General features: G+C 69.1%; 15 protein-coding genes. 11 read left to right on the forward strand and 4 right to left on the reverse strand.

Going from position 1 to position 15,347, the window contains the following annotated elements; genetic code table 11:
* The first annotated feature begins 19 nt into the window (after nucleotides 1–19).
* The 8 genes from A5758_RS18495 (at nucleotide 20) to egtE (ending at nucleotide 8,281) form a co-directional block, all read left to right on the forward strand.
* Nucleotides 20–475, forward strand: a complete 456-nt coding sequence (locus A5758_RS18495) for a hypothetical protein (RefSeq protein ID WP_067742910.1) — start codon at nucleotides 20–22, stop codon at nucleotides 473–475.
* 119 nt (nucleotides 476–594) lie between these two features.
* Nucleotides 595–2,043 carry a catalase gene (locus A5758_RS18500; RefSeq protein ID WP_067742913.1) on the forward strand — a complete coding sequence of 483 codons (1,449 nt, stop codon included), beginning with the start codon at nucleotides 595–597 and terminating at the stop codon, nucleotides 2,041–2,043.
* 38 nt (nucleotides 2,044–2,081) lie between these two features.
* The gene (locus A5758_RS18505) at nucleotides 2,082–2,729 is read left to right on the forward strand and encodes a sensor domain-containing protein (protein WP_156622706.1); all 648 of its coding nucleotides are present in this window, start codon (nucleotides 2,082–2,084) and stop codon (nucleotides 2,727–2,729) included.
* A gap of 165 nt (nucleotides 2,730–2,894) precedes the next feature.
* Nucleotides 2,895–4,178: an ergothioneine biosynthesis glutamate--cysteine ligase EgtA gene (gene egtA, locus A5758_RS18510; protein WP_067742919.1), complete on the forward strand. Its 1,284-nt coding sequence runs from the start codon at nucleotides 2,895–2,897 to the stop codon at nucleotides 4,176–4,178.
* Nucleotides 4,157–5,464 (forward strand): ergothioneine biosynthesis protein EgtB, encoded by a 1,308-nt coding sequence (gene egtB / locus A5758_RS18515; RefSeq protein ID WP_067742922.1) that lies wholly within the window; start codon nucleotides 4,157–4,159, stop codon nucleotides 5,462–5,464. Before egtA ends, egtB begins: the two co-directional genes overlap by 22 nt.
* Nucleotides 5,464–6,177, forward strand: coding sequence for an ergothioneine biosynthesis protein EgtC (gene egtC, locus A5758_RS18520; RefSeq protein ID WP_067208935.1), 714 nt, complete (start codon nucleotides 5,464–5,466; stop codon nucleotides 6,175–6,177). Before egtB ends, egtC begins: the two co-directional genes overlap by 1 nt.
* A complete protein-coding gene (gene egtD / locus A5758_RS18525; RefSeq protein ID WP_067742925.1) occupies nucleotides 6,174–7,139 on the forward strand; it encodes an L-histidine N(alpha)-methyltransferase in 966 nt (321 codons plus the stop codon). The genes egtC and egtD overlap by 4 nt, the downstream gene beginning before the upstream one ends.
* Entirely contained in the window at nucleotides 7,118–8,281 is a 1,164-nt protein-coding gene (egtE, locus tag A5758_RS18530; protein WP_369816462.1) for an ergothioneine biosynthesis PLP-dependent enzyme EgtE, read from the forward strand. Before egtD ends, egtE begins: the two co-directional genes overlap by 22 nt.
* Here egtE and A5758_RS18535 read toward each other — a convergent pair.
* On the reverse strand, nucleotides 8,278–8,958 hold the full coding sequence (locus A5758_RS18535) for a class I SAM-dependent methyltransferase (RefSeq protein WP_067208925.1): 681 nt from the start codon (nucleotides 8,956–8,958) through the stop codon (nucleotides 8,278–8,280). The two genes, egtE and A5758_RS18535, sit on opposite strands and share 4 nt — an antisense overlap.
* Before the next feature lie 20 nt (nucleotides 8,959–8,978).
* Nucleotides 8,979–10,451 carry a glutamate--cysteine ligase gene (locus A5758_RS18540; protein ID WP_067742932.1) on the reverse strand — a complete coding sequence of 491 codons (1,473 nt, stop codon included), beginning with the start codon at nucleotides 10,449–10,451 and terminating at the stop codon, nucleotides 8,979–8,981.
* A gap of 84 nt (nucleotides 10,452–10,535) precedes the next feature.
* Here A5758_RS18540 and glpK point away from each other — a divergent pair, with 84 nt between their 5' ends.
* A complete protein-coding gene (glpK, locus tag A5758_RS18545; RefSeq protein WP_082939759.1) occupies nucleotides 10,536–12,056 on the forward strand; it encodes a glycerol kinase GlpK in 1,521 nt (506 codons plus the stop codon).
* A 27-nt stretch (nucleotides 12,057–12,083) separates the two neighbouring features.
* On the opposite strand, the gene A5758_RS18550 is transcribed toward glpK, so the two are convergent.
* A complete protein-coding gene (locus A5758_RS18550) occupies nucleotides 12,084–12,800 on the reverse strand; it encodes a PadR family transcriptional regulator (protein WP_067742935.1) in 717 nt (238 codons plus the stop codon).
* Between the two features lie 209 nt (nucleotides 12,801–13,009).
* Here A5758_RS18550 and A5758_RS18555 point away from each other — a divergent pair, with 209 nt between their 5' ends.
* A complete protein-coding gene (locus A5758_RS18555; RefSeq protein WP_067742938.1) occupies nucleotides 13,010–13,402 on the forward strand; it encodes a hypothetical protein in 393 nt (130 codons plus the stop codon).
* Here A5758_RS18555 and A5758_RS18560 read toward each other — a convergent pair.
* Nucleotides 13,399–14,277, reverse strand: coding sequence for an RDD family protein (locus tag A5758_RS18560; RefSeq protein WP_067742941.1), 879 nt, complete (start codon nucleotides 14,275–14,277; stop codon nucleotides 13,399–13,401). The two genes, A5758_RS18555 and A5758_RS18560, sit on opposite strands and share 4 nt — an antisense overlap.
* A 36-nt stretch (nucleotides 14,278–14,313) precedes the next feature.
* Here A5758_RS18560 and A5758_RS18565 point away from each other — a divergent pair, with 36 nt between their 5' ends.
* Nucleotides 14,314–15,306: a stage II sporulation protein M gene (locus tag A5758_RS18565; protein WP_067742945.1), complete on the forward strand. Its 993-nt coding sequence runs from the start codon at nucleotides 14,314–14,316 to the stop codon at nucleotides 15,304–15,306.
* The last annotated feature ends 41 nt before the right edge of the window (nucleotides 15,307–15,347 follow it).

Below are 15,347 nucleotides of genomic sequence, written 5' to 3' on the forward strand. Positions count from 1 at the left end.
GTCTCGTGGGCTCGGAGATGTGTATAAGAGACAGGCTGCACCCCCACCGCCACCGCCCGCCCCGGAGCGGTTGAAGCCCCCGCGGCTCTACACGGCCGCGGCGTGGGTGATCATCGTCGCCGGGATCGTCTTCATCATCTCCACCGTGTTCTTCGCCGGTGCCTTCGTCTTCGGGCATTACCACCACTGCCACCACCACGGCCAGATGTTCAAACCTGGCGGAGGCCCGGGTGGCGGTGGCCCCGGGCCGGGCAACGGCCCGTGGGGACCGGGATACGGCCCCGGACCGTGGGGGTCCGGTCCGCCCGGACCCGCCGGTGGCCCGTGGGGTGTTGGCGGACCGGGGTTGATCGTGCCCATGCCCCCCGGCGGTCCGGGCGCACCCGGCGGGCCGGCCGGCGGACCGGGTCTGAGCGGTCCTGGCGGCCCGCCGCCCGCGAGCGCGACACCCAGCCCGCCGGCGCCGCGTCCGTAGCGGGTGACGGAAAGCCGAGTTTTTCTTGACGTGGTCCAGAAAAGGAGCATAGTTATTGGCGCGCAGGAATTTTCGTCGCCATGGCCTGGAGTCAGCCCAGCAAACGAGGAGATAGCGACATGACGGAGCGTTTCACCACCAATGACGCCGGCATCGCTGCGCCCAGCGACGACCAGTCGTTGACCATCGGTCCCGACGGTCCGATTCTGCTGCAGGACCATTACCTGATCGAGCAGATGGCCCAGTTCAACCGGGAGCGCATTCCGGAGCGTCAGCCGCACGCGAAGGGCGGCGGCGCCTTCGGCACCTTCGAGGTCACCAACGACATCAGCAAATTCACGCGGGCCGCGGTGTTCCAGCCCGGCACCAAGACAGACATGCTCGCCAGGTTCTCCACGGTCGCCGGCGAGCGCGGCAGCCCAGACACCTGGCGCGACCCGCGTGGCTTCGCGCTGAAGTTCTACACCAGCGAAGGTAATTTCGACCTGGTCGGCAACAACACGCCGGTCTTCTTCATGCGCGATCCGCTGAAGTTCCAGCACTTCATTCGGTCCCAAAAGCGTATGCAGGCAACGAACCTGCGTGACCACAACATGCAGTGGGACTTCTGGACCCTCTCGCCGGAGTCCGCGCATCAGGTGACCTGGCTGATGGGTGACCGCGGCATCCCCAAGACGTGGCGGCACATGAACGGATACAGCAGCCACACCTACAGCTGGATCAACGCCGCCGGCGAAATCTTCTGGGTGAAATACCACTTCATCACCGACCAGGGCGTCGACTTCCTGACCCAGGAGGACGCCGACCGGCTGGCCGGCGAGGACGGCGACTACCACCAGCGCGACCTCTATGAGGCGATCGAGGGCGGGGATCACCCCAGCTGGACGCTGAAGATGCAGATCATGCCGTACGAGGAGGCCCGCAACTACCGGTTCAACCCGTTCGACCTGACCAAGGTGTGGCCGCACGGCGACTACCCGCTGATCGACGTCGGCAAGGTGACGCTGAGCCGCAATGTCACCGACTACCACACCGAGATCGAGCAGGCGGCCTTCGAGCCGAACAACACCGTGCCCGGCACCGGACTGAGCCCCGACAAGATGCTGCAGGCCCGCGGGTTCTCCTACTCCGACGCGCACCGCGCCAGGCTGGGGACCAACTATCGGCAGATCCCCGTCAACACGCCGAAGGTCGAGGTGAACAGCTATTCGAAGGACGGCGCGATGCGGATGAAGAATGTCTCCGACCCCGTGTATGCGCCCAACTCCTACGGCGGCCCGCACGCCGACCCGGCCCGCGCCGCCGAGGTGCGCTGGCACGCCGACGGCGACATGGTCCGCGCCGCCTACACGCTGCACGCCGAGGACGACGACTGGGGACAGGCCGGCACCATGGTCCGCGACGTCCTCGACGACGAGGCCCGGGACCGGCTGGCGCACAACATCATTGGGCATGTCTCCAAGGGTGTGAAGGAGCCGGTGCTGTCGCGTGTGTTCGAGTACTGGCGCAACGTCGACCCCGACCTCGGCAAAAAGGTCGAAGAGGGCGTCCGGGCAAACGGGGGCTGACCTCGCGCCGACGTGCCTGGCATGATCGCTTCATGACCATGCGGGTTCGCGCGGCCGTCATCACCATCGGCCTGGCCGTCGGCGGCGCGGTCGCACTTCCGGTTGCGGCCGCGCACCCGTCGGAGCCGGGGGTGGTGAATTACGCGGTCCTGGGCAAGGGGTCGGTCGGCAACATCGTCGGCGGGCCCATGGGCTGGGAGTCGGTGTTCACCCGACCGGTGCAGGGCGATTGGGTGGACGTTCCGGTGTGCAACAACTGGGCCGATATCGGCTTGCCCGAGGTATTCGACGACCCCGACTTGGCGTCGTTCAACGGTGCCGTCACCCAGACATCGGCCACCGACCAAACCCACTTCGTGAAGCAGGCCGTCGGTGTGTTTGCCAGCAACGACGCCGCCGGCCGCGCCTTCCATCGGGTGGTGGATCGGACGGTGGGCTGCTCGGGCCAGACCACCCCGATGCACCTGGACAACGGCGTCACACAGGTGTGGTCGTTCGATGGCGGGCCGCCCGACGCCGCCGACGCGAACTGGACCAAGCAAGAGGCCGGCACCGATCGGCGGTGCTTCAATCAAACCAGGCTGCGTGAAAATGTGTTGTTGCAGGCCAAGGTCTGCCAATCTGGCAACGCCGGGCCCGCGGTCAACGTGCTGGCCGGGGCGATGCAGAACGCGCTGGGTCAGTAGCCGGGTTCGGGGACCGGGTCGGGCATGCTTGAAATCGGGCGCGAACGGGAATATGTCGGGGCCATCTGTTAGATGAAGTAGTGGCGGTTACCGTTCCGTCGGCTGTGTCGGGACGCGGTCCGCAGGCGCGTGTTCGAGCTTGCTCAGGCCCGAAGGGATAGTGATATGACGTTTGCCGCTATCACTACCGCAGGCTCCGATCTGGCCAGTCCCGAGATGGCCGATTCCAAAACCGCTGCGCGCTACATCGCAGACGGTTGCTTGGTGGACGCCCCGCTGGGGCGCGTGGGTCTGGAACTGGAAGCCCACTGCCACGATCCGGCCGACCCGCATCGCAGGCCCGGTTGGCAGGAGATCGCCGACGTTCTGGGGCCCTTGCCCGAGCTGCCGGGCGGCAGCCGGGTCACGGTGGAGCCCGGTGGTGCGGTGGAGTTGTCCGGCCCGCCGGCGGACGGGGTGGCGGCCGCCATCGACGCGATGCGGCAGGACCAGGCCGTGCTGCGGTCGGCGTTCGTCGATGCCGGGCTGGGCCTGGTATTCCTCGGGGCGGATCCGCTGCGGCCGCCCAAGCGCATCAACCCGGGCGCGCGTTACCGCGCCATGGAGCAGTTTTTCGCGTCCAGCCGCTCGGGTGAGGCAGGCGCGGCGATGATGACGTCCACCGCGTCCATTCAGGTCAACCTGGACGCGGGGCCGCGGGCCGGGTGGGCGGATCGGGTGCGGCTGGCGCACGCACTCGGACCCACCATGATCGCGATGGCCGCCAACTCCCCGATGCTGCGCGGCGAGTTCACCGGGTGGGCCTCCACTCGGCAATGGGTGTGGGGGCAGATGGACTCGGCGCGGTGCGGACCCATCCTGGGCGCCAGCGGCGACGACCCGGGCACCGACTGGGCGCGCTACGCGCTCAAGGCGCCGGTGATGCTGGTGCACGCCCCGGACGCCACGGCGGTCACGCATTGGGTGCCATTCGCCGACTGGGTGGACGGCCGGGTGCTGCTCGGCGGTCGCCGCCCCACCCTCGCCGATCTGGAATACCACCTGACCACGCTGTTCCCGCCGGTGCGCCCGAGGCAGTGGCTGGAAATCCGCTATCTCGACAGCGTGCCGGACGACTTCTGGCCGGCCGTGGTGTTCACTCTGGTGGCCCTGCTCGACGACCCGGTCGCGGCGGACACCGCGGCCGAGGCGGTCGAGCCGGTGGCCACCGCCTGGGACACGGCGGCCCAGGCGGGACTGCGTGACCGGCGGTTGTACGCCGCGGCCAACAAGTGTGTGGCCGTCGCCGCACAGCTGGCGCCGCCCGAACTCGGTGATTCGATGCAGCGGCTGGTCGACGCCGTCGAGCGGGGCCGATGTCCCGGCGACGACTTCTCCGACCAGGTGATTCAACAGGGCATCGGGGCCACGGTCACCGAGGCGGCGCGATGCTCGCAAGGGGGGCTGTGATTTTCCGGGCAAGTCTTGCCGAGGATTTGGCGCGGGCGCGGACGCGGACGTTGCGGCTGGTCGAGTTCGACGACGCCGAGCTGTACCGGCAGTACGACCCCCTGATGAGCCCACTGGTGTGGGACCTGGCGCACATCGGTCAGCAAGAGGAGTTCTGGCTGCTGCGTGGCGGTGACCCCGGCCGGCCCGGCATGCTGCCGCCGGCGGTCGAGGGCCTCTACGACGCCTTCGTCCACTCCCGCGCGAGCCGGGTCGAGCTGCCGCTGCTGTCGCCGGACCGCGCGCGGGCGTATTGCCGCACTGTGCGATCCGCCGCCCTCGATGTCCTCGACGCCCTGCCGGAGGAGGGGGACGACTTCGCGTTCGCGTTGGTGATCAGCCACGAAAACCAGCACGACGAAACCATGCTGCAGGCGCTGAACCTGCGCACCGGCGCTCCGCTGCTGCGGGACCAGGCGGCGCTGCCGGCCGGCCGGCCCGGGCTGGCCGGCACCTCCGTGCTGGTGCCCGCCGGCCCGTTCGTGCTGGGCGTGGACACCGCGAGCGAACCGTATTCGTTGGACAACGAGCGTCCCGCCCACGTCGTCGAGGTGCCCGCGTTCCGGATCGGCCGGGTGCCGGTCTCCAACGGCGAGTGGCGGCACTTCATGGAAGACGGCGGCTACCTCCAGCCGCGCTGGTGGTCCGAGCGCGGTTGGGAGCATCGCCAGCGCGTGGGCCTGACCGCGCCACAGTTCTGGAGCCCCGACGCACGAACGCGCAGCAGGTTCGGCCACGTCGAAGACATCCCCGCCGACGAACCGGTGCAGCACGTTTGCTACTTCGAGGCCGAGGCATACGCGGCCTGGGCCGGCGCGCGGCTGCCCACCGAGGTGGAATGGGAGAAGGCCTGCGCGTGGGATCCGGCCACCGACAGCCGCCGCCGCTACCCGTGGGGAGCGCAGCCGCCCTCCGAGGTCCTCGCCAACCTGGGCGGAACGTCGTTGCGTCCGGCACCCGTCGGGGCCTACCCCGCCGGCGCCTCGGCGTACGGGGCGGAACAGATGCTCGGCGACGTGTGGGAGTGGACCACGTCGCCGCTGCGGCCCTGGCCGGGATTCGTTCCGATGATCTACGAGCGCTACTCGCAGCCGTTCTTTGACGGCGACTACCGGGTGCTGCGTGGCGGCTCGTGGGCCGTGGAGTCCGCCATCCTGCGGCCGAGCTTCCGCAACTGGGACCACCCGATCCGGCGCCAGATCTTCTCCGGCGTCCGGTTGGCTTGGGACGTCGAGGATTTCACCTGATGTGCCGTCACCTCGGCTGGCTCGGGGCCGACGTCACAGTCTCCTCGCTGGTGCTGGACCCGCTGTACGGGCTGCGGGTGCAGTCGTACGCCCCGCGCCGGCAGAAGCACGGCCTGCTCAACGCCGACGGTTGGGGTGTCGGGTTTTTCGACGACTCTTCGGGAGGCCAAGTGCCCCGCCGCTGGCGGAGCCAGGCGCCGCTGTGGGGCGACACGTCGTTCGACTCCGTCGCACCGGCGCTGCGCAGCCGCTGCGTGGTTGCCGCGGTGCGCTCGGCGACGGTCGGCATGCCGATCGATGTCAGCGCGACGGCGCCGTTCACCGACGGTCAATGGATGTTGTCACACAACGGCGTGGTGGACCGCGCCGTGTTGCCCATGAGCTCGCAGGCCGAATCCGTCTGCGACAGTGCATTGCTCGCGGCCGTCATCTTTGAACGGGGTCTCGACGCGCTCGGCGACACCATCACCGAGATCGCGGCGGCCGACCCGGACGCCCGGCTGAACATATTGGCGGCCAACGGCTCTCGCCTGCTCGCCACCACCTGGGGCGACACGTTGTCCATCCTGCGCCGCGCGGACGGCATTGTGCTGGCCAGCGAGCCCTACGACAACGACCCCGGCTGGGAGGACGTGCCGGACCGCCACCTCGTCGAGGTCACCGCGACGGGCGTCGCGCTGACCCCGCTGGATCACTGGGAAGGTTATCGATGACGCTGACTTTGTCCAACCACTTGGCCGCCGACTCTGCGGATCAGGCGTTGCGCCGGGATGTGTTCGACGGCCTGCAGCGAACGCCGAAGTCGTTGCCGCCCAAGTGGTTCTACGATTCGCTGGGCAGCCATCTGTTCGATCAGATCACCCGGTTGCCCGAGTACTATCCGACCCGCGCGGAGGCCGAGATCCTGCGCGCGCGGTCGGCCGAGGTGGCGGCGGCCAGCGAGGCCGACACCCTGGTGGAGTTGGGCAGCGGGACGTCGGAGAAGACGCGGCTGCTGCTGGACGCGCTGCGTGAACGCGGATCGCTGCGCAGATTCGTCCCGTTCGACGTCGACGCCGGCATACTGTCGACGGCCGCGGCTGCGATCCAGCAGGAATACGCCGGCGTCGAAATCAACGCCGTCTGCGGCGATTTCGAGGAACACCTGACCGAGATCCCAACCGGCGGGCGGCGCCTGTTCGTGTTCCTGGGGTCGACGATCGGCAACCTGACGCCCGGACCGCGCACGGAGTTCCTGTCGAGCCTGTCCGCCCAGATGCGCCCGGGCGACAGCCTGCTGCTGGGCACGGACCTGATCAAGGACACCGGCCGGCTGGTGCGCGCCTACGACGACTCGGCCGGGGTGACCGCGGCGTTCAATCGCAATGTGCTGGCGGTGATCAACCGGCAACTCGACGCCGATTTCGACGTCGAGGCCTTCCAGCACGTGGCGCGCTGGAACGCCGAGGAGGAGCGCATCGAAATGTGGTTGCGCGCCAGCCGTCCGCAGCGGGTCCGCGTCGACGCGCTCGACCTGACCGTCGATTTCGCGGCCGACGAGGAGATGCTCACCGAGGTGTCGTGCAAGTTCCGCCCGGACGGGGTGAGCGCCGAATTGGCCCGCGTGGGGCTGCGCCGCACCCGGTTCTGGACGGACGCCGCGGGTGATTTCGGATTGTCGTTGGCCGTGAAGTGACGGCCGGCGATTCGCTTGCGGGCCGCTGGCGGGCGGGCCGCCCGCCCGTGGCCGGACTGCACCTGGACAGCGCGGCGTGTTCGCGGCAGAGCCTCGCGGTGATCGAGGCCGCCGCCCTGCACGCGCGCAACGAGTCCGAAATCGGCGGCTACGTTGCGGCCGAGGCGGCCGCACCCGCGCTGGATGCCGGGCGGGTGGCGTTCGCCGCGCTGGCCGGCATGCCTGACGCCGAGGTGGTGTTCACCACCGGCTCCCTGAACGCGCTGGATCTGCTGCTCGGCGGCTGGCCTGCCGATCGCCGCATGGTGGCGTGCCTGCCCGGTGAATACGGCCCCAATTTGGCGCTCTTCGCCGCCCACGGCTTCGACCGTCAGCTGCTGCCGACGCTCGAGGATGGCCGGGTCGCGCTCGACGACGCGGCGCTGGCGCTCGAGGCCGACCCGCCCGATCTGGTCCACCTCACCGCGGTCGGCAGCCACAGCGGTGTGGTGCAACCGCTGTCGATGATCGCGCAGCTCTGCCGCGAGTTGGGGCTGCCGCTCGTGGTGGACGCCGCCCAGGCGCTGGGCCAGGTGGACTGCGCGGTCGGCGCCGACGTGACGTATGCGTCGTCGCGCAAGTGGATCGCGGGGCCGCGGGGTGTCGGCGCGCTCGCGGTGCGACGCGAGCTGATGGAGGGCTTGCGTCCGCGACTGGCGCCGCCGGACTGGCTCGCGGGCTCGTTCACGGTCGCCCAGCAGCTTGAATTCGGCGAAGCCAATGTCGCGGCGCGCGTTGGCTTTTCGCTGGCGCTGGGGGAGCACTTGGCGTACGGGCCACAGGCCGTGCGCGCGCGGCTGGCCGCGTTGGGCGGCACCAGCCGCCGGGTGCTGGCCGACGTGGCCGGCTGGGCGGTGGTCGAGGAGGCCGACGAGCCCAGCGCCATCACCACCCTGGCCCCGGTCGACGGCGCCGATCCCCAAGCGGTGCGGGCGTGGCTGCTCGCCGAGCGGCGGATCCTGACCACCTTCGTCGGCGTGCACCGGGCTCCCCTGCGGCTGGCCGGTCCGGTGCTGCGCATCTCGCCGCACGTCGACACCACGGCCGAGGATCTGCAGACCTTCGCCGAGGCGCTGATCGCCGCGACGGCGGCGACGTCCTAGCCCGCTTTGTGCGCCGTCAGCAGGTAGGCCGGCATCTTCACCCGGCCCTTCTCATCGCGGTCGTGCGGCGGAAATTCGAAGGGCGCGTTAGGAACCTCGACGGCGTTCGACAGGATGAACGCCGGCCGGATCTCGTCGATCTCCCAGTACTTGCTCACCGCGGCGCGCAGTTCGTCTTCGTTAACCTCGTTGGGCTTCGGTTCCATCTCGGCGGGGAAGGCGCCCTTGGCGAACACCAGCACGAACAGGGTGGCGCCCGGCGCCGCCGCGCGGTGGATGGAGCTGAGGTAGCCGTCGCGGCCCTCGACCGGCAGCGAGTGAAACAGCGTGGAATCGACGACGGTGGAGAACCGGCCGTCATAACCACCGAACGACGTGATGTCGGCCTGCACGAAGCTGGCCGTGGTCAGGCCGCGCTCCCGGGCCGCCTCGGTGGCCGCCGCGACGGCCGTCGGCGTGAGGTCGACACCGACAACCGTGTAGCCCTGGGCCGCCAGCGCCAACGACAGTTCGGCGACCCCGCAGCCGGCGTCGAGCACGTCGCTGCGGAATTTCCCGGCCGCCACCAGTGCGGCCAGCTCGGGTTGTGGCTCGCCGATGTTCCACGGCGGCGGACCCGCGAAGTGCGCCCGTTCGCGGTATGCGCTGTCCCAGTCCATAACGTGATCGCCCGTCATGGTTTTCAACGTACCCGCGGTCAGGACTCCCAGGTATGCACCGGCTCGTTGGCGTGCATGTGCTCGCAGTACCGGCGCAGCATCTCGGCCAGCGCAGCCGGCCTGGTCATTCCGCCATCTTCCAGAGCGCGGACGGTGGATACCTGCCAGCTGGCGCCGTTGCGGCCCGACCTCGCGCGGCCCTCGATGACGCCGAGGAAGCGGTCCCGCACCTCGGCGTCCATCCCCCACCTGCGCAGTCCCTCGTCGGCGATCGGCAGCAGCTTATCCAGCACCAACGCGGTCGCCGCCACGTCACCCACACCCGGCCAATGCAGCCGGGCGTCGATGCCGTGTCGCGCCGCCGCGAGGAAATTCCCTTGTGCCGCAGCGAAGTCCATGCGAGACCACAGGGGATGGTCGTCCTCGGAGAGGGTGCGCAACACGCCGTAGAAGAAGGCCGAATTGGCCAGCATGTCCACGACGGTCGGCCCGGCCGGCAGCACCCGGTTCTCCAGCCGCAGGTGCGGGCGCCCGTCGACCACGTCATAGACCGGGCGGTTCCACCGGTACACCGTGCCGCTGTGCAGCCGCAATTCGGACAGTTGCGGTGCGCGCCCGGCGGCCAGCTCGGCGGCGGGATCCTCGTCGGACACCTCGGGCAGTAGGGACGGGAAGTAGCGGATGTTCTCTTGATACAAGTCGAGCACCGAGCTGATCCACCCTTCGCCGAACCACACCCGCGGCCGCACGCCCTGGGACTTGAGCTCCTCGGGCCGGGTGTCGGTGGACTGGGTGAACAGCTCGATGCGGGTCTCGGCCCACAACTGGTGGCCGAAGAAGTACGGCGAGTTGGCGCCCAGCGCCAGCTGCGGGCCGGCCACCACCTGGGCCGCGTTCCAGTTGGCGGCAAACGTTTCCGGGGCCACCTGCAGGTGCAATTGGATGCTGGTGCAAGCGGATTCGGGCGCAATCGACACGGCCTGCCAGCTCAGCGGCTCGGGGCCGGAGATGTTGATCGGGATGTCCTCGCCGCGGGCGGTGAAGATCGAGTCATTGAGCGCCGCGTACCGCCTCGAGTCGCTCATCCAGCCGGTGGTCAGATGCTCGGGCATCAGCGTGGGCAGGATCCCGATCACCACGATGTGCGCGCCGCCCACGCCGGCCTTGATCTCGGCGTCGTTCAGACTGGCCCGCACCTCGCCTTCCAGGTCGAGCGCGGTGTGTCCGGGCAGGGCGTGGGGCGGCACGTTGAATTCGATGTTGTAGGCGCCCAATTCCGGCTGGAACGCCGGATCCCCGATGGCGTCCAGCACGTCGCGATTCGACATCGCGGGCTGGTAGTCGGCGTCGACGAGGTTGCACTCGATCTCCATGCCGGTCAGCGGCTTGGCCGAGTCAAAGCGCGACTGTTCCAGCATCGCCTCGAACACGTCCAGGCATACCTGGAGCTTGCGCCCGTATTCCCGCCGATGTGCGCTGGTGTACGTGGTGCGCTTGACCTCTTCGCCCACACCGCCGATGGAACAGGGTTACCGGCGGTAACGCAAGCTACGCGGCCGCTTGTCGTGTTCACCCGGACATGATGGACTCCTGACGTGTCCGCTGAGTTCGTCGCCGCCATCGATCAGGGAACCACCAGCACTCGCTGCATGATCTTCGATCATGACGGGGCCGAAGTGGCCCGCCATCAACTCGAGCACGAACAAATCCTGCCCCGCGCCGGCTGGGTCGAGCACGACCCGGTCGAAATCTGGGAGCGTACTTCGTCGGTGCTGTTGTCGGTGCTGAACCGTGCCAACTTGACCGCCAAACACATTGCCGCGCTTGGTATAACGAACCAACGCGAAACCACGCTGGTGTGGAATCGGCGCACCGGGCGGCCGTACTACAACGCGATCGTCTGGCAGGACACCCGCACCGACCGGATCGCGTCGGCGCTGGAACGAGACGGCCGCGGCGACGTGATTCGCCGCAAGGCCGGCCTGCCGCCGGCGACGTATTTCTCTGGCGGCAAGCTGCAGTGGATCCTGGATAACGTCGACGGGGTGCGCGAGGCCGCCGAGAGCGGTGACGCCCTGTTCGGCACCCCGGACACCTGGGTGTTGTGGAACCTGACCGGAGGCCCGCGCGGCGGCGTGCACGTCACCGACGTGACCAATGCCAGCCGGACCATGCTGATGGACCTGGAAACGCTCGACTGGGACGACGAGCTGTTGTCGTTCTTCGCCATCCCGCGTGCGATGCTTCCGGCGATCGCGCCGTCGTCGTCGCCGCAACCGTACGGCGTCTCCGCGCAGGCCGGGCCGGTCGGCGGCGAGGTGCCGGTCACGGGCGTTCTCGGTGACCAGCACGCGGCGATGGTGGGCCAGGTGTGCCTGTCGGAGGGCGAGGCGAAGAACACCTACGGCACCGGGAACTTCCTGCTGCTCAACACCGGCGAGACGATCGTGCGGTCGAAAAACGGCCTGCTGACCACCGTCTGCTACCAGTTCGGCGACGCGAAACCCGTTTATGCCCTTGAGGGTTCGATCGCGGTCACCGGCGCTGCGGTGCAGTGGCTGCGCGACCAGTTGGGCATCATCAGCGGCGCGGCGCAAAGCGAGTCGCTGGCGCGCCAGGTCGCCGACAACGGCGGAGTGTATTTCGTCCCGGCGTTTTCCGGGCTGTTCGCGCCCTATTGGCGATCCGACGCCCGCGGTGCGATCGTCGGGCTGTCGCGGTTCAACACCAACGCGCACCTGGCCCGCGCGACGCTGGAGGCGATCTGCTATCAGAGCCGCGACGTGGTGGACGCGATGGCGGCGGATTCCGGTGTGCGCCTTGAGGTGTTGAAGGTCGACGGCGGCGTCACCGGCAACGACCTGTGCATGCAGATTCAGGCCGATGTGCTCGGCGTCGACGTGGTGCGTCCCGTGGTCGCCGAGACGACCGCACTGGGCGCGGCCTACGCGGCGGGTTTGGCGGTGGGGTTCTGGGCCGATCCGTCCGACCTGCGGGCCAACTGGCACGAGGACAAGCGCTGGACGCCGGCCTGGACCGACGAGCAGCGCGCCGCCGGCTACGCGGGTTGGCGCAAGGCGGTGCAGCGGACCCTGGACTGGGTCGACGTGACCTGATCCAGGGTCCGCTGTGTCTGTCGGGGCTCAGTCTTCGCCGAGGATGCCGTAGACCTCGCGCCGCGCGTTGTTGAGGATTTCGACGATGCGCTGCTGCTGCTCGGCGGTGGCGGTGTGCGCGGACTGCGCGACCGCGCCGAACAGCTGGCCGATGGCCGCCCGCAGGTTCATGTGACCCGGGTCGGCGCCTTCGGCGATCTCGTCCCACGGCGGCGTCTCGACCTTTTCGGCCGCCGCGCGGCCCTCGTCGGTCAGCTCGAAGAGCTTCTTGCTGCCCTCGCTTTCGCTAGCGGTGATGAGGCCCTCGTCGGTCAACAGCTGCAGCGTCGGATAGACCGAACCGGGGCTGGGCTTCCAGAGCCCGTTGCTGCGTTCGGCGATCTGCTGAATCATCTCGTAGCCGTGCATGGGGCGCTCGGCCAGCAGCGCCAAGATGGCCGCGCGGACGTCGCCGCGCTTGCCGCGGCCCGCGCCGCCACGGCGCCATCCGCCGCGTCGGCCCCCCGGCCCGATGCCGAAACCGGGACCGAAACCGGGACCGAAACCGGGGCCGAACCCCGGGCCGAATCCGGGACCGAAGCCCGGGCCGTCGTGGTCGGGGCCGTGCTCGCGGAGATGTTCGAAGAACTCCTGGCGAGCGCGCCGCCGGGCGCCGTGCAGGGCACGCCGATGCGTGTCGGGACCGAAGCCGAAACCGGGGCTGCCTGCGAACGGGCCGCCCGTGGGGGTGAAGGGGTTGTTCATGTCTGTTCCTTACGTCTGAAGGGGAAGCGCACTGTGCACTTCGAAGTATCACGATATATCGGAAACTATCGGAATGCAACGGGGTGGCGGCTGTCGTCCTCTAACGCCGCTGGTAAGACGCATGACCTGCGGTGTTGGGTCTGGCGGGTACGGCCGTTCGGACGGGCCGGCCCGTTTGCACTCGCCGGGCGGCGGGTAGGAACTCTGGGATGAACGCTGACAACTCCAACCTTTCGGTGGGCAGCGGGACCTCGACCGTGGCCGACCCCGCGCAGGGCGGCAGCGGCGGTGGGCGCAACGTGTGGCCGTGGGTCAACTGGGGCTTGGCGCTGGCCACGGTGCCCGCCGCCGCCATCGTCATGCTCTTCGCGCTCGGCGCAGTGATGAGTACCGACGGCTGCAGCGACCGCAGTTGCCCCAACCTTGGCCACGGCGGGATCAATTTCGGGGTCGCGTTCTACGGCGCGCCAGCGGTTGCGGTGGTCGTGATCGTCATCTCCCTTTTCACCGCGAAGCGCCGCGGCGGCATCGCCGTTCCGCTGTGCGGATGGGCGCTGTTGATCGCCGACGTCGCCCTGATGGCGGCGAGCGTCTCCGGTTAACCGGGCGGCGCGAAACCGCCCGGCGCGGTATGCGGCGGCCCCTGCTGGGGTGCACCCGGGTTCGGCCACGGGACCGTCTGCTGTGGTGGCGCGGGCGGCCAGGCCGGCCACGGCGCGGCGCCTGCCGGCGGCATGGCGGGGCGAAGACGCGCCAGTTCGCGGCGGTGCCGCTCGGCGAGCACGGCGGCGAGCACCAGTTCCGGCGGCGCGCCCGGCGGGGGCGGCGGGGCGATGCGGGACATCACGTCACCGGCGATGCGATAGCCCATCTGCAGTCGTAACTGGCGATCGAGTTGTGTTGCCCGCGAGAGGAATTGGCGAGCGACCTCGGCCTGACCGGGGGACAGGCCGGAAAGTTGCAGGGAGGAGGCCCACCAGGCCAGCGAAGGCGGCATCACGGGCGGGGGGCCGAGGCGGGGGCCGCGTTCGTTCACGACGACGGTGCCGGCGAAGATGTCGCCGACCCGCTTGGCCTTCGGCGACAGGATGCTGCAGATGACGGCGGGACTCCCGAACAGCATCCAGATCTCCACCACCGCCGCCAGCGCCCGAAACAGGGCCTGCCGGAAGCGTTCTGGCCCGCCGTCGTCGGACACCACGCGCAGACCCATCGCGATCTTGCCCACTGAGCGTCCACGCGTTGCCGTTTCCAGCACCACCGGATAGCCGACGATCACCACCACGGTGAAGATGAGCAGGATGGCGGTGCTCAGCGCGGTGTCGAACTGGGTCAGTGTGGCGGCCCACAACATCAGCCCGAGGAGATAGCAGACGACGATAACGGCGATATCGATCAGTGCGCCCACGGCCCGCACCGGCAACTGGGCGATCTGCACGTCGAGCACGACGGCGTCGCCGGTCACCACCTCCGACATAACACCGAACGGTACAGGGCGATTAGGCTGCGCAGGGTGGACGTCGACGCATTCGTGCTGCACCATCGCGGTACGTGGGACCGCCTCGACCGGCTGGTCGCGAGGCGTCGCTCGCTGACCGGCGCCGAGGTCGACGAGCTCGTCGAGCTCTACCAACGGGTTTCCACCCACCTGTCGATGCTGCGCTCGGCCTCGTCGGACTCGCTGTTGATCGGTCGGCTCTCGAGCCTCGTCGCGCGCGCCCGTTCCGTGGTGACCGGCGCCCACGCGCCGTTGAGCGGTACGTTCGCCCGGTTCTGGACGGTGTCTTTCCCGGTGGTCGCGTACCGGTCGTGGCGGTGGTGGCTGGGCACCGCGGTGGCGTTCTTCGCCGTGGTGGTCGTGATGGCGTTCTGGGTGGCCGGCAATCCCGAGGTGCAGTCGGCCGCCGGAACACCAAGCGACATCGAACAATTGGTGAACCACGACGTCGCCTCCTACTACAGCGAACATCCCGCCGCGGCGTTCGCGCTGCAGATCTGGGTGAACAATTCCTGGGTGGCGGCGCAGTGCATTGCCTTGTCCGTTCTGCTGGGACTGCCGATCCCGGTGGTGCTGTTCCAGAACGCGGCCAACCTGGGACTGATCTCCGGGCTGATGTTCCAGGCCGGCAAGGGCGGTGTGCTGCTCGGGCTGCTGATTCCGCACGGGCTGCTGGAGCTGACGGCGGTGTTCCTGGCGGGGGCGGCGGGGATGCGGCTGGGGTGGTCGGTGATCTCGCCCGGCGACCGGCCACGCGGACAAGTACTCGCCGAACAGGGTCGCGCCGTCGTGTCGGTCGCGATCGGTCTGGTGGGTGTGCTGCTGGTCTCGGGGTTGATCGAGGCGCTGGTAACACCTTCGCCGCTGCCGACCTTCGTTCGGGTCGGCATCGGGATCGTCGCCGAGGCGGCGTTCCTGACCTACATCGTGTATTTCGGTCGCCGCGCGGCGAAGGCCGGGGAGACCGGCGACATCGAAGACGCGCCCGACGTGATTCCCACGAGCTGAGCGGTAGTCGCCGGGCTCTATCCGATTGCCCGGCTCTTCTC

Source organism: Mycobacterium sp. 852014-50255_SCH5639931 (assembly GCF_001665605.1).
GTDB classification, from domain to species: domain Bacteria; phylum Actinomycetota; class Actinomycetes; order Mycobacteriales; family Mycobacteriaceae; genus Mycobacterium; species Mycobacterium paraffinicum.

Bases quoted from the DNA above. Each gene is read 5' to 3' on its own strand.
- A5758_RS18500 (WP_067742913.1), top strand. From the start codon at position 595: ATGACGGAGCGTTTCACCACCAATGACGCCGGCATCGCTGCGCCCAGC.
- A5758_RS18505 (WP_156622706.1), top strand. From the start codon at position 2,082: ATGCGGGTTCGCGCGGCCGTCATCACCATCGGCCTGGCCGTCGGCGGC.
- egtA (WP_067742919.1), top strand. From the start codon at position 2,895: ATGACGTTTGCCGCTATCACTACCGCAGGCTCCGATCTGGCCAGTCCC.
- egtB (WP_067742922.1), top strand. From the start codon at position 4,157: ATGCTCGCAAGGGGGGCTGTGATTTTCCGGGCAAGTCTTGCCGAGGAT.
- egtC (WP_067208935.1), top strand. From the start codon at position 5,464: ATGTGCCGTCACCTCGGCTGGCTCGGGGCCGACGTCACAGTCTCCTCG.
- egtD (WP_067742925.1), top strand. From the start codon at position 6,174: ATGACGCTGACTTTGTCCAACCACTTGGCCGCCGACTCTGCGGATCAG.
- A5758_RS18535 (WP_067208925.1), bottom strand. From the start codon at position 8,958: ATGACGGGCGATCACGTTATGGACTGGGACAGCGCATACCGCGAACGG.
- A5758_RS18550 (WP_067742935.1), bottom strand. From the start codon at position 12,800: ATGAACAACCCCTTCACCCCCACGGGCGGCCCGTTCGCAGGCAGCCCC.
- A5758_RS18555 (WP_067742938.1), top strand. From the start codon at position 13,010: ATGAACGCTGACAACTCCAACCTTTCGGTGGGCAGCGGGACCTCGACC.
- A5758_RS18560 (WP_067742941.1), bottom strand. From the start codon at position 14,277: ATGTCGGAGGTGGTGACCGGCGACGCCGTCGTGCTCGACGTGCAGATC.